This is a genomic window from Mucilaginibacter terrae (assembly GCF_031951985.1).
Classification (GTDB): domain Bacteria; phylum Bacteroidota; class Bacteroidia; order Sphingobacteriales; family Sphingobacteriaceae; genus Mucilaginibacter; species Mucilaginibacter terrae_A.
The window spans coordinates 5,242,826-5,256,371 of sequence record NZ_JAVLVU010000001.1; the positions used below are offsets into that span (position 1 = coordinate 5,242,826).

The window sequence follows — 13,546 nt, forward strand, 5'->3', positions numbered from 1 at the left end:
TGCAGTAAATAATATAATAAAATGTGCGCCATCATAAAAGATGGCGCACATTTTAGTATATAAAAAAGTCGTCATAAAAGTTTTTACAACACATTGATACAACTTTGGTGCGCACAAACCCGTTAACAGTATTAAGCACTGTAGTATTGGTATATCTGCAAAAAAATATGTTTCATTTTTTGCAGATATATAGCAGATGCTGTTAAAGACGCCATTCCCGGCGAATCAAAAAAAGGCAGACCTGTGGCGTTAAGCCTTTTCGGTAAAAATTTCTTTAATCAGCGAACAAAGTATAGTTTGGCAGGTAAGATCTTGTAAGCACAATGGGTTCCGTATTATACGGCGCCTTGGGGAATAACTTAACAGTTACTTTAACAACGTAATGATTGTTAACGGCGTTAAGAGGCATCCAAATATCTCCATTCTCATCTTGTGGATCATTAGTCTTGTTGCTGTATGCAACTTCTGTGAAATTTAAATGAATAATATTCTCGTTGTCTTGGAAATTCGGTCCCGCTGATTCCGGATGAGAGGTAGCGCCACCAGGACCATCCTCACGCCAATTATATACATTTTGAAACTTCTCGTAATACGCTAATGAATAGCTTGCTTCATAATGGTCTATTAAACTTAAAACAGCAGGATTAATATTTAACGTAAACGACGATTCATCTAAATATACATCACGTTGATACCTATGCGTGTTGTTGTAAGGACCACTATAAATCATTTTATTGCGTTGCATCACTACAGGCGCATTGGAATGTGCCACGCAGTTTTTACATTACCGGGGCATGGAAATATCAGCAAAAATTGCTTAATAGTTAATGCAATAATTGAGATATTGTTTTATTAAAAAATATTGCTTTGAGGAAAAGATTACTTAATGAAACGTTGGTATGATCTTATCATAATATTTTGTCTGATTTATACAAGTAAATGTCTGATATGGTCAATAATTTAACTTAAATATTTACTTGTTTTATCGCGACTAATTTTAACGGTAAATTATTGTATAGAAAATGAGAAGTTCCGCCACAGTATTGCTGATGTTATGCCTTAGCGCAGCCAGCAGTTACGCACAGCAATCCACCCATAAATACAGCAGGTCCAAACATCAGCCCATTCCTGCAATACCCCGCGTACTTTCTTTAGATAGTATTAGCATGGGTGATAGTAAAGCTTTTCCAGAAGAACAATTAAATATCCCAATTGCTAAGGGGCCGTTTGAGCCTAATTGGGCATCAATTGAAAAGAACTACCCGGGCGAACCTGAATGGTTGAGGGATGCTAAATTTGGTATTTGGGTGCATTTTGGCCCACAGGCCTCGGGCGAAAGCGGCGATTGGTATGCACGCAAAATGTATGTTCCTGGTACAACCGCCTATAAAAACCATTTAAAGAAATACGGGCACCCATCCGAAGTGGGTTACAAGGAAATATTAAAGGATTGGAACCCTAAACAATTGGACCCGGTTAAATTAGCTAAGATATACAAGGACGCAGGGGCGCGCTTTATGATGATCCAGGGCGTTCATCATGATAATTATGATCTTTGGAACTCTCAGTATCAACCCTGGAACTCGGTTAATGTGGGTCCTAAACGCGATATAATAGGGGAGTGGTCAAAAGCGGCAAGGGCCTCGGGGATACGTTTTGGGGTTACATTCCATCACGAGTATACCTGGTGGTGGTGGCAAACCGCCTTTGGTAGTGATACTCAAGGCCCTAAAAAGGGTATTCCATATGATGGTAACCTTACGCTTGCTGATGGCAAGGGTAAATGGTGGGAAGGCCTTGACCCAAGGCTTTTGTACGGTATCGATCTCCGCGAATACAAAGGGGTTGACGCCGCTGCCAAGTCGCCATGGACTCCACCCTCAGCCGGTATATTTTCCAGGCATCTGGCTTACGATAAATGGTACGCAACCAACTGGGCGCAACGCATGATGGATGTTGTACAACATTATGATCCTGATTTTATTTATACCGACGGAACTGTGCAAGGCCCGTTTACAGGGGATGGTACCGGCACCGGTTACAAGGCAAACGCCATGCAAACAGTAATAGCCGATTTTTATAACCGCACACTGGCCAAGCGTGGCAAAGTAAATACTTTCAGTGTTGTTAAATTCCGGAATAATACCAATGGTACCGTAACCACAGAAGAGTTTGGCATACCGGCCAATATTAAAACCGACCAACCCTGGATTGCCGAAGTACCTGTTGGAGACTGGTTTTACGAACCCGGTTTTACTTACGATTCAGGTATGATGATCAAGTATATTACCGAGGCTATTGCCAGGGATGGCAATGCTGCTATTTGCGTGTCTCTTTTGCCCGACGGTTCGCTGGACGAAGGAAGCCAAAAAATGCTTAAGGAAGTAGGTGTTTGGATGCGCATAAACGGCGAGGCAGTATATGGTAGCCGTGCCTGGGTTATTCCTGGCGAAGGCAAGGAAACAAACGGCAAAATTAAAATGTTACCGGGTGGCAAATTGGAACGGAGACAAGCTGAATTTAAATTTGATGAGCAGGATTTTCGTTTTACAGTGGGTAAAAACAAAGCGCTGTACGTATTCAGTATGGTAATACCCCAAGTTGGTTCTGTTTTAAATGTAAAATCGTTAGGTACCGATGCCAAGCACCTTGGGCACCCCATAAAGAGTGTAAGTATGTTAGGTTATAACGGTAAACTGAAGTGGGAACAAACCAATGGTGGGTTGAAGATCACTTACCCGAATGTAACATCATTAGCAACATCTGTTGTTTTTAAAATTGATTAAGGTGGTATATCTATAGTTGGTAATACTACTGGAACCTTAAAACCTTTCAGTTTCCAACTATATTATCAGCATTAACATTGCAATGGATAATGGTTGGGAGATATTTAATAAGATTCATCGTATATGACAAAACTATTTATAGTTGGGTTTGATAGAAAAACTACAGAAGATGCTTTATTTAAACAATTTGCTGATTTTGGTGATGTTGTAAGGGTAAAGATCATCACCGATCAGCATACCGGCTTGAGCAAAGGCTTTGCTTTTGTTGATTTTGATGATGAGGTTGGCGCACGTTTGGCTGTCAAAGAATTAGATGGATTTGAAATAAACGAGCGGGTGTTGCACGTAAGATTTGCAAACAGGAGAACTGTTGAATCAGGAGTTTTAGAGGCCCATGCGGCGATTACTAATGCTCCTCCTCCTGAAGAAATTAACCAGTTAAAAGTTAAACGGCCAAGAATCCACAAATGGCAGTCCATATCTGAATGATAATGGTGTAAATGGTCTTATCTTCACGGGCTTGTTGAAAAGGATATGCAGGCTATTTATGTAAAGCTTAAGTTTTAACATTGTAGGTTGCGGCAGTTTGGCTTATACAAATGTGGTGAATTTGCTGGCTTGTAGGTAATACCTGCCAGCCTATATTAATACATACAACCATTTAATTATTTTGCAGATCATGATTCGCCATATAATTGTAACAGTGTTTACTGCTGCCCTGCTTTGTTTTACTAATGCCAAAAGCCAAATTAAAGCAGCTTTACCTGTTTGGGGCAACTGGACAACCTGGGGCGACCAGCTTAAAGGTACTTACCAAAATCCTGTTATACCCGGCGATTATAGCGATGTAGATTGCATAAGGGTAGGCCGCGATTATTATGCAGTGTCGTCAACTTTTCAATATTCGCCCGGTTTTGTTGTGCTTCATTCTAAAAATATGGTTAACTGGCGTATTCAGGGTCATGTGGTTAACGATATCTCTGTAATATCACCAGCCATGAACTAAGAGTTCAGCTATGTTTATCAGTCCGTGAAGAATGATATGTGACTTATCTTTTCCGGCATGGTCTTCAATCCAGCCAAAATCAACGAATAATTACCGGTCTTTACTTATTGGGCAAGCGTGCTTTTTGAGAGAAAATAATGTACGCCCTGATAAACAACTTCTTGCCATTTGCTAAAAGCCCGAATGACCTAATATCTCTGTTTTTCTTTATAGCGGTAAAGAGAGGTATTTATATCTGTTCGTAAAAAAGCCTATCTTCGTAAATCAGACTATTTAATCTGAAGATTAAGGAGCAGTCTCTAAAATCAGGATTCTTGTTGCGTTTAATCAATTTACCAATTATAAAATATTGTGCTTTCTTTGTTTGCTTATCCTTTCGGGCCAAAGGTTTGTATGTACAATTCAATAGTTAGGGATATGCTTAATACTGGAAAAAAAGTTTATCTCTTATTGTTTTTCGCCTTTGCTGTTGTTTTTTCAACTACGGCACAAACCCCACTACTTCATTTGGGTGGGGGGCATCAGATGCCAAATTACGCACAACGGTCATATTCAACTAATGATGGTTTGCCAAGTAAATCGGTTACCTGTGCTCTGCGTTCTAAAACCGGTATTATGTGGTTGGGTACGGCTAACGGGTTGTGCAGGTTTGACGGTTACAGCTTCAAAGTATTTGTAAGCCGTTCGGGCAATTTGCAGGGCCTTAGCAATAACTTTATTAATTCCCTTGCAGAAGACCAAGACGGTAATATTTGGATAGGTACAATGGATGGCTTGTGTATACTTGAGCCCAAAGAGGAAAAATTCAGATCATTCCGCCACGACGCACGTAATGCACAATCAATTAGTAATGATAAAATATGGTCAGTACTGTGCGATCGCAACAACAACATATGGGTTGGTACTGATGACGGATTTAATCAATATGAAAGAAAAAATGACGAGTTTTTAGTCTACCGTCCGGATGCAAAAAACAGTAACGCCATGGTAGGCAAATCTGTTAATTCGATAATTGAAGGTGAGGGACCGGATTTATGGCTTGGCAACTGGGGCGGTGGATTAACCAGGTTTAACCGGTCATCTAAAGTTTTCAGGAGCTTTAAACAGGAGTGGAAAGCAGGTAGTAAAAACCCTAATGATGTATGGTCGGTTGTGTGGGGTAAAGACAAAACCCTATGGGTTAGCACGTACTGGAAAGGGCTGTATAACTTTAATCCACGCACACAGCAATTTAAATATTTTGGTGGCCCTGATGCTGATAATCCCTCAGTATTTAGCGCGGTTGCTGTTAGCAATGAAAAGCTGTTGGTGGGCGGAACTGCCGGTATATTTTGGTTAAATATTGCCACCAATAAATGGATAAAGGTTAATGATGGTACATTTTACGCTAACGGTGAGATATACGATGACCGTGCCGGCCGGTTTTGGTTGTGCACTAATTCGGGACTTATTAAACTGGATACCAACCAGTATAAATTCAATTTTGCATCTTTTAACATAGGGCAAAAAGCCGTTAAGGCATTGCTGGAGCAAGATTCATTGCTTTGGTTAGGAACCAATAACGGGTTGTACCAGTTTGACTTACGAACAGGGCAAACAACTGAGTTTAGATACAATGGAAACAGCAGGGCAATATCAAGTAATGATATTAGTAAGCTATACATTGATAGCAAAAAGCAACTATGGGTACTAACCGAGAACGGGTTTGATCTGTACAACAAAAACAACCGCACATTCACAAACTTCACACATCACTCAAAACTTGGTTCATTGTTTAATGAAGACGTTTTTAGAGATATGATTGAGCTTACGCCTGGTAAGTATTTATTGGCTACCGATGCAGGCTTAAAGACATTCAACAGCGCGAACCAAACTTTTGAACACTACTATAACCAGCCTAATAATCCTAATTCCATCAGTAATAATCACTTGTATTGTCTTTCAAAAGATTTGGATGGCACCATATGGATAGGTACAGCCGGTGGAGGTGTTAACCGCTTCGACCCGGCCACAAAAACATTTCGCAGATATTTAAGGAAAGATAATAGCAAGGGGGATATTAGTGATAACACGATTAATAACATCTTTCGTGATTCGCGCGGGGGAATTTGGATTTGTACCGTTAATGGATTGAACAGGTATGACAGAAAGCAAGATAACTTTATAAGTTACTCAAATAATAATGGTTTTGCGAGCAATGAGTTTAATAATATTTGTGAAGATGCAGAAGGTAAACTTTGGGTGCTAACAGGTACCGGTCTTTCGCGGTTTGACCCGGTTAATCTCGAAGTAAAAAACTTTGATGAAGCCGATGGGGCATTTGTAAGTGACCGTATTGCTAAAGGGCCCGGCGGGTTAATGTTAGTTGCTGGCCCAAGTGGTATACTATACTTTTCACCCGCTCAAATTAAACTTAATGCCCAAAAGCCACCGGTATATTTAACCGATTTGCAAATATTTAACCGGTCGGTTGTTCCCGGAGTAGGTTCGGTACTTAAAAAATACGGAATAAATGCAGCAGACGAAATCCGGTTATCGCACGGTCAAAATATGTTTTCAGTTGAATTTAGTGCCCTTAATTACACAAATTCCGAAAAAAATAATTATGCCTATAAACTTTTAGGTTTCGATAAAAAATGGAATTATGTGGGCAACCAACGTAAAGCCACTTATACCAACTTAAACCCCGGAAGGTATACTTTAAAAGTTAAAGCAGCTAATAACGATGGTTATTGGAATGAGGCTGGCAAGGAAATAAAAATTATTATTACCCCGGCGTGGTATGCAACATGGTGGGCATACAGCATTTACCTTTTAATAATAGCTGGACTTGTAACCGTGTTTGTTTTTTATAAAAGCAGGCAAGCCAAATTACAATACCGTATTAAGGTTGCAAATATTGAAAGCGAAAAGGAAAAAGAACTTAGTGAAAAGAAGTTGTCTTTTTTTACAAATATCTCGCATGAGTTTCGCACGCCGCTAACGCTCATCATTAACCCGGTAAAGGAGCTGCTGTATAAAAATGATCAGAACATTGATACAACGAGTTTAAATATTGTATACCGAAATGCCAGGCGCCTTTTAGGTCTGGTTGATCAGCTATTGCTTTTTCGCAAAGCGGGGGATGATGATGAGCTGAGGGTATCAATGGTTAATATTGTTGAGCTTACCAAAGAAGTATTTTTATGTTTTACTCACCAGGCCCGGGTTAAAAATATTCAATATGACTTTCATTCGCCCGATAGCCCTATTGAAGTGCTTTTGGATAGGGAAAAGGTGGAGATCGTGCTGTTCAACTTATTATCAAATGCAGTAAAGTTTACCCCGCCCCATGGACGTATTGAGGTTAAGGTTAGTGAAAGTGAAAACACTGCCATTATACAAGTAAGTGACACGGGTAGGGGTATACCCGCCAGCATTGGCGAAAAACTGTACAACAGGTTTTACCAGGAACCGCATCAAAGCAATGCACCTATGGGAGGCTTTGGGATTGGACTTTACCTGGTTAAAACTTTTATTGAACGGCATAAAGGCAAAGTTACCTATGAAAGTGAGCTTGGAGCCGGTACTGTTTTTAAAGTAGAACTTTTGAAAGGTAAGGAGCATTTGGATAAGGCTCAGATAGTAGAGGATACAGCATCAAGTTCGGTGCTGTTAAGAGAAATGATAGACGATGAGGTTACTGTTAATGCTTCGGTTGAAGCTGCAACAGAGCCTGATTTGATGCAACCACTCGCATCAGACTCTAAAACCATACTCGTGGTTGATGATAATGATGAAATAAGGGAGTATATTAAACTTATTTTTAAACTCGATCACCAGGTTTTAGAAGCAGCCGACGGCGAAACGGGATTGAATTTGGTAAAAGAAACTATGCCCGACATTGTAATTAGCGATGTTATGATGCCGGGGATGAGTGGTATTGAACTGTGCAACCTCATTAAGGATGATGCATCCATCTCGCACATACCTGTTATATTGTTAACAGCAAGTTCTTCGCCCGAGATAAAGCTGAAGGGTATAGAAGGCGGAGCTGATGATTACATAAGTAAGCCTTTTGACCGCGACTTACTTAAAGCACGTGTATCAAGCATACTAAAAAGCAGGAATACTCTGCAACAGTATTTCTACAACGAAATTACTTTGAGTCCCGGTAACCTTAAAATTTCGAACGAATACAAGCAATTTCTCGATCTGTGTATCAAGGTTGTTGAAAAGCATTTGCAGGATGCTGACTTTAGTATCCTTGTACTTGCACAAGAACTGGGTATTTCAAAATCTAATCTCAACAACCGGGTAAAATCAATATCCGGTCTTTCGCCCAATAATTTTATCCGTTTCATCAGGTTACGTAAAGCTGCCGAATTGTTTATCAATACCAATAACACAATTATGGAAACCGCCTACCAGGTAGGCATAAACGATGCTAAGTATTTCAGGGAGCAGTTTTCCAAACTGTTTAATATGAACCCTTCCCAGTACATCAAAAAATACAGGAATCCGGCATTCTATCAAAATACAGTTTCGCCTGCATTAAGGCAGGCAAAAAAGTAGGAAATAGCAAATTTCATCAGGTACATATTGTATCTGATATAAGCTAAAAATATCGAGTTTGCTAACTATATTATTAACATGAACTTTGGTAACATAAAAGTTGCAGATTTTTGCCTTACTAAGCATCTTATGCTTAAAAGCGAGATTTTGAAGCGATTTTATGCGTATTACCCCTGTATAAATGTTCAATTACCCCTCACTTGCACAGCAAAATTTCTCTCAATTTAGCTCCCAAACCAATTAGTATTACCGGCATGGCTTTAACAGCACCGGTAGTATAAAAATCATTTTTTAAACCAATTATTATGAGTGAATTTTTACAAATTCAATCCTCTCCGCCGCGCATTTACAGGCAGGCAGGAAAGGTGATCAATTGTGCGCTTATTGCCACAGCTCTGCTGTCTTTTCCGGCGGTGCTAAGCGCTTCTCCAATCACAAATCATCCCGGTTTTAAAGTTGAACTGCAAAAGCAGGATCGCCAGGTTACCGGTACCGTTGTGGATGAAAAAGGCGAACCGCTTCCCGGAGTGAGTATTTCTATTAAAGGCACCACGCGTGGCACCATTACAGATGTTAACGGCAAATTCTCGCTGCAAGTGCCGGATGATGCTGTTCTCGTGTTTTCTTATGCAGGTTATTCCAGCCAGGAGCAGGTAGTGGGTCAGAGGGCATCAATTGATGTTAAGCTGGCAGTTTCCGAAAAATCATTGGCCGATGTTGTGGTTGTAGGTTACAACGCACAAAAGCGTTCAACATTAACCGGTTCAGTATCTGATGTAAAGGGTGCCGAACTTGTTAAAAGTCCGCAGCCAAACGTATCTAACTCATTAGCCGGTCGTTTTTCGGGTGTTATTGCCAACAACCGTTCGGGCGAGCCTGGTTACGATGGTTCAAGCATTACTATACGTGGTTTAGCTACAAGAGGTAGTAATAATGTATTGGTTGTTGTGGATGGTATTCCGGGGCAGATAGGTGGCCTCGAGCGTTTAGATCCTAATGACATCGAAAGCATTTCGGTACTGAAAGATGCATCCGCAGCCATTTATGGTAACCGTGCAGCTAACGGCGTAATATTAGTAACTACTAAACGTGGTAAAACAGGTAAGCCAACTATCAACTATACCTTTAACCAGGGTTTTAGCCAGCCTACCCGTTTACCTCAAATGGCCGATGCGCCTCAGTATGCTCAGCTTGTAAACGAAATTTTATACAACGGCAGCCCAAGCGGAGGTTTAAACCAACGTTACAGTGCAGCGCAGATCGAAAACTTCCGTAATGGCTCTGACCCGTTAAATTACCCTAATACCGATTGGATTGATGCAACGCTGAAAAAAGTAGCATTACAAAATCAGCAAAGCCTGTCTGTAAATGGTGGTAGCGAAGATGTAAAATACTACCTTTCATTAGGTACTATTTACCAGGATAATCTGTATAAAAATGGTGTTACCAAGTATAAGCAATACAATTTCCGTTCAAACGTTGATGCCAACATTACCAAACGGTTTAAAGTAAGCTTATCACTATCTGGCAGGCAGGAAGATCGCCAGTACCCAACTACAGGGGGCGGTGGCATATTCCGGTCAATTTACCGTGCTAACCCAACTGTTGCGCCGTTTTATCCTAATGGTTTACCAACCATTGGGATCGAGGGTGAAAATCCGGCCTTACAAGTAACCGATATTGGGGGCATAAACAAGAATCCAATACATGTTTTCAACGGGATTTTGAGGGCAACTTACCAAATTCCAGGTGTTGAAGGATTATCTGTTGACGGATTTTTCTCGGTTGACCGTGCTTTCAATTTTAGTAAAAATTTCTCGAAGCCATACAGCGTTTATAATTATATAGCCAGTACAAATGTTTATGAACCAAGGTTATATGGTGGTTTCAATAACAAGCCTATATTGTTCGAATCGCAAATGAACGATGTTCAGTTAATATCAAACGCTAAATTGAACTATACCAAAAAATTTGGCAAGCATGATATTTTCGCTTTTGTGGGTTATGAGCAAAGCAGAAACCGCAGGGAATATTTTGATGCAACCCGCAGGAATTTCCTTTCATCAGAGCTTCCAGAACTTTCGCAAGGTGGTACAGCTTCAACAGATTTTGTTAACTCTGGCTACAGCTCCAATTTTACCCGCCAAAGTGTTATCAGTAAACTTACTTATAACTACAACGAAAAGTACATGATTGAAGGCCAGTTACGTGCCGATGGAAGTTCTAACTTTCCTGCAGGTAAGAGATGGGGGTATTTCCCGTCGGTATCGGGTGCATGGCGTATTTCGAAAGAAGACTGGTTTGCCAATAACGTTAAGTTCTTTAACGACCTGAAATTCCGTGCATCATATGGTACTTTGGGTAACGATGCGATCGGTAATTTTCAATACTTTGACAACTTTACCATTGTTAGAAATGGTTTTGTTAGCGGTACCGATATACAAGCTAATTTGAACCTTATTAAACTGGCCAACCCTAACATTACCTGGGAAGTTGCCAAGAAACTCGACATTGGTTTAAATGCTGTATTTCTTAAAAACTTTAATATCGAGGCAATTTATTTCAATCAAAACCGTACAAGTCTGCTCACTCCGCGAAGTGGCTCGGTACCCGCAGTTACCGGTATAGTCAATCCATATAATGGTGATAGATTATTACCTGAAGAAAATATTGGCGAGGTTAACAGCAAGGGTTTTGAAACCACTTTGGGATATAATCATAGTGGTAAAGATTTTACTTGGGGAGTATCAGGTAATGTAACTTATGCTAAAAGCAAAGTGATATTTTTAGATGATGCACCAGGGTTGTTACCATACCAAAAAATAACAGGTGCTTCATTAAATACCCCGCTGCTTTACAGAAGCATAGGCCTTTTCAGAACCGCCCAGGAGCTTGCCGCATATCCGCACGTAGTAGGGGCAAAAGTTGGCGACCTTAAATTTGAGGATTACAACCAAGACGGTGTAATTGATGCTCGGGATATGGTAAGAAATACTTATGGAAACGTTCCAAGAATCACCTACGGCTTTACATTAAACGCAGCTTACAAAAACTTCGATTTTACTGCATTACTGGCTGGTCAGGCACAGGTAGCACAATATGTTCTTCCCGAGTCGGGCACCATTGGTAACTTCTACCGCTCATGGGCCGATAATCGTTTCGGGCCTAACACGCCAGACGGAACTTTCCCTATGGTAACCGAAAGATCATCAAGTGCCATAAGCGGTGGCTTATATCCAAGCACTTTCTGGTTAAATAACGCATCTTTTTTACGTCTTAAAAATCTCCAGGTGGGGTATAATGTAAACGCTAATTTCTTATCAAAAATTAAGGTTTCAGCTTTACGGGTTTACTTCAGTGCCTTTAACTTGTTTACCATATCAAAAGTTAAAGATTATGATCCGGAAGGTGACAGTGGAAGCGGCCAGTTTTATCCGCAGCAAAAAATATACAACCTGGGTGTAAACGTTAAATTTTAAGAGTAATGAAAATTAGATATATAAAATATTGGGGCGCATTAGTAAGTGCAACCCTGCTTTTTTCGGCCTGTAAAAAAGATTATTTAGATATTCAGCCAACAGACCGTATTGCAACATCAGCATTACAATCAGATAGTACTGTATTTGAGGCTTATGTAACCAACCGTTACATTGGTACACAGTTAACCAATAAAGAAGGTGACGGCACTCCTCCAGGATTTGGAAGAGGATTTGAATACGCCATGTGGAGCTCACTTACCGATGAATCTATCTATAACAATGATGACGATACCTGGTTAATTCAACGTGGGCAATTAAGCCCTGATAACCTGGGTATAGCCAATGTTTTTTGGGGTAGAGGTTACAGGGGTATACGCGAGTGTAATTTTGCATTGAGCCTGTTGCCTAACGTACCAATGAGCGCACTTCACCGTAACCGCATAGAAGGCGAGCTGAAGTTTGTAAGAGCCTTCCGTTATTTTGACCTTATTCGTAACTATGGGGGTATAGTGCTCATGGGCGACCGTGTTACCCAGTTAGGTGAAAATTTTCAGGACCCGGCGTTATTTAAACGTTCTACCATAAAAGAGTCTATTGATTATGTAACGGCTCAATTAGATGATGCTTCGGCAAAATTGCCTCTAAACAATGATGGAACCTGGATCAATGGACGGGCAACAAAAGGGGCAGCGCTTGCTTTAAAATCGCGCTTGTTATTATACGCAGCAAGTCCGCTGTATGCAGCCGGAACCTGGGAAGCAGCAGCAAATGCAGCACAAGCAGTTATTGGTTTAAACAAATACAATTTGTACTCAGGTGGCTATGGTAACATGTTCCTGGTAAATGAAACCAGCGAAACTATTTTTGCCAGGTATTATACCCGCGATGCCGGTCACGTGCATTTAGAAATTGCTAACGGACCAAACGGTTACGGCGGTTGGGCAGGTAATTCGCCTTTGCAAAATTTAGTTGATGATTATGAGATGAGCAATGGAAAGGCCATTACCGATCCAACATCAGGTTTTAATGCCAATGACCCGTATGCTAACCGCGACCCGAGATTTGCAGCCACTATTTTCTACAACGGTGCACAATACCGTGGCCGTGCCATAGAAACTTTTATACCTGGCGGCAGAGACAGCCGGGATGGCAGTGAAAACTGGAACACATCAAAAACTGGTTACTATCTTAAAAAGTTTATTAACGAAACATACCCTATACAGAACCCATGGGGTAACGCGGGTTTCCAAACCTGGACGTATTTCCGTCTTTCTGAAATACTTTTGAATTTTGCCGAGGCTGCCAACGAGGCTTATGGTCCGGATGTGGTTCCTCCGGGAGCAACTTATTCGGCTCGTACTGCGGTTAATGCCATCAGGGCGCGTGCAGGGGTGAACATGCCAGCCCTTGCCAATGTATCTTCGAAAGACCAAATGCGTGATGCTATCCGTCATGAACGCCGCATTGAGCTTGCCTTTGAAGAGCACCGTTTTTATGATGTGCGCCGTTGGAGAATTGCCGATGTAACCGAAAATAAACCGGCAATGGGAGTAACCATTACCAAAACCGGCACCGGCTTTACTTTTGCACCAAAAGTAGCTTTGGATGGCAGAAACTTCCAAACCCGCCATTACTGGTTACCAATACCTCGGGCCGAGATACAGGCTTCAAGTAATCAGCTGCAGCAAAATAGCGGCTATAACAATTAATATGATAACCCG

At 40.9% G+C, this 13,546-nt stretch carries 7 protein-coding genes; 6 read left to right on the plus strand and 1 reads right to left on the minus strand.

Annotated elements, in window-relative coordinates; genetic code table 11:
* Positions 1-274 precede the first annotated feature (274 nt).
* Positions 275-772, minus strand: a complete 498-nt coding sequence (locus QE417_RS22510) for a hypothetical protein (protein WP_311954045.1) — start codon at positions 770-772, stop codon at positions 275-277.
* A 250-nt stretch (positions 773-1,022) separates the two neighbouring features.
* Between QE417_RS22510 and QE417_RS22515 the strand changes: the two genes are divergently transcribed.
* The 6 genes from QE417_RS22515 (at position 1,023) to QE417_RS22540 (ending at position 13,534) form a co-directional block, all read left to right on the plus strand.
* Entirely contained in the window at positions 1,023-2,786 is a 1,764-nt protein-coding gene (locus tag QE417_RS22515; protein ID WP_311954050.1) for an alpha-L-fucosidase, read from the plus strand.
* 123 nt (positions 2,787-2,909) lie between these two features.
* Positions 2,910-3,275: an RNA recognition motif domain-containing protein gene (locus tag QE417_RS22520; RefSeq protein WP_311954053.1), complete on the plus strand. Its 366-nt coding sequence runs from the start codon at positions 2,910-2,912 to the stop codon at positions 3,273-3,275.
* 190 nt (positions 3,276-3,465) lie between these two features.
* Positions 3,466-3,792 carry a family 43 glycosylhydrolase gene (locus QE417_RS22525; RefSeq protein WP_311954056.1) on the plus strand — a complete coding sequence of 109 codons (327 nt, stop codon included), beginning with the start codon at positions 3,466-3,468 and terminating at the stop codon, positions 3,790-3,792.
* A 417-nt stretch (positions 3,793-4,209) separates the two neighbouring features.
* Positions 4,210-8,346 carry a two-component regulator propeller domain-containing protein gene (locus tag QE417_RS22530; RefSeq protein WP_311954059.1) on the plus strand — a complete coding sequence of 1,379 codons (4,137 nt, stop codon included), beginning with the start codon at positions 4,210-4,212 and terminating at the stop codon, positions 8,344-8,346.
* A 305-nt stretch (positions 8,347-8,651) separates the two neighbouring features.
* Complete coding sequence (locus QE417_RS22535) at positions 8,652-11,825, plus strand: SusC/RagA family TonB-linked outer membrane protein (RefSeq protein WP_311954062.1); 3,174 nt, start codon at positions 8,652-8,654, stop codon at positions 11,823-11,825.
* Between the two features lie 5 nt (positions 11,826-11,830).
* Complete coding sequence (locus QE417_RS22540) at positions 11,831-13,534, plus strand: RagB/SusD family nutrient uptake outer membrane protein (RefSeq protein ID WP_311954064.1); 1,704 nt, start codon at positions 11,831-11,833, stop codon at positions 13,532-13,534.
* The last annotated feature ends 12 nt before the right edge of the window (positions 13,535-13,546 follow it).

What these genes read in the sequence shown, in the direction of transcription:
- QE417_RS22515 (WP_311954050.1), top strand. Translation starts at nt 1,023, where the DNA reads ATGAGAAGTTCCGCCACAGTATTGCTGATGTTATGCCTTAGCGCAGCC.
- QE417_RS22520 (WP_311954053.1), top strand. Translation starts at nt 2,910, where the DNA reads ATGACAAAACTATTTATAGTTGGGTTTGATAGAAAAACTACAGAAGAT.
- QE417_RS22525 (WP_311954056.1), top strand. Translation starts at nt 3,466, where the DNA reads ATGATTCGCCATATAATTGTAACAGTGTTTACTGCTGCCCTGCTTTGT.
- QE417_RS22530 (WP_311954059.1), top strand. Translation starts at nt 4,210, where the DNA reads ATGCTTAATACTGGAAAAAAAGTTTATCTCTTATTGTTTTTCGCCTTT.
- QE417_RS22535 (WP_311954062.1), top strand. Translation starts at nt 8,652, where the DNA reads ATGAGTGAATTTTTACAAATTCAATCCTCTCCGCCGCGCATTTACAGG.
- QE417_RS22540 (WP_311954064.1), top strand. Translation starts at nt 11,831, where the DNA reads ATGAAAATTAGATATATAAAATATTGGGGCGCATTAGTAAGTGCAACC.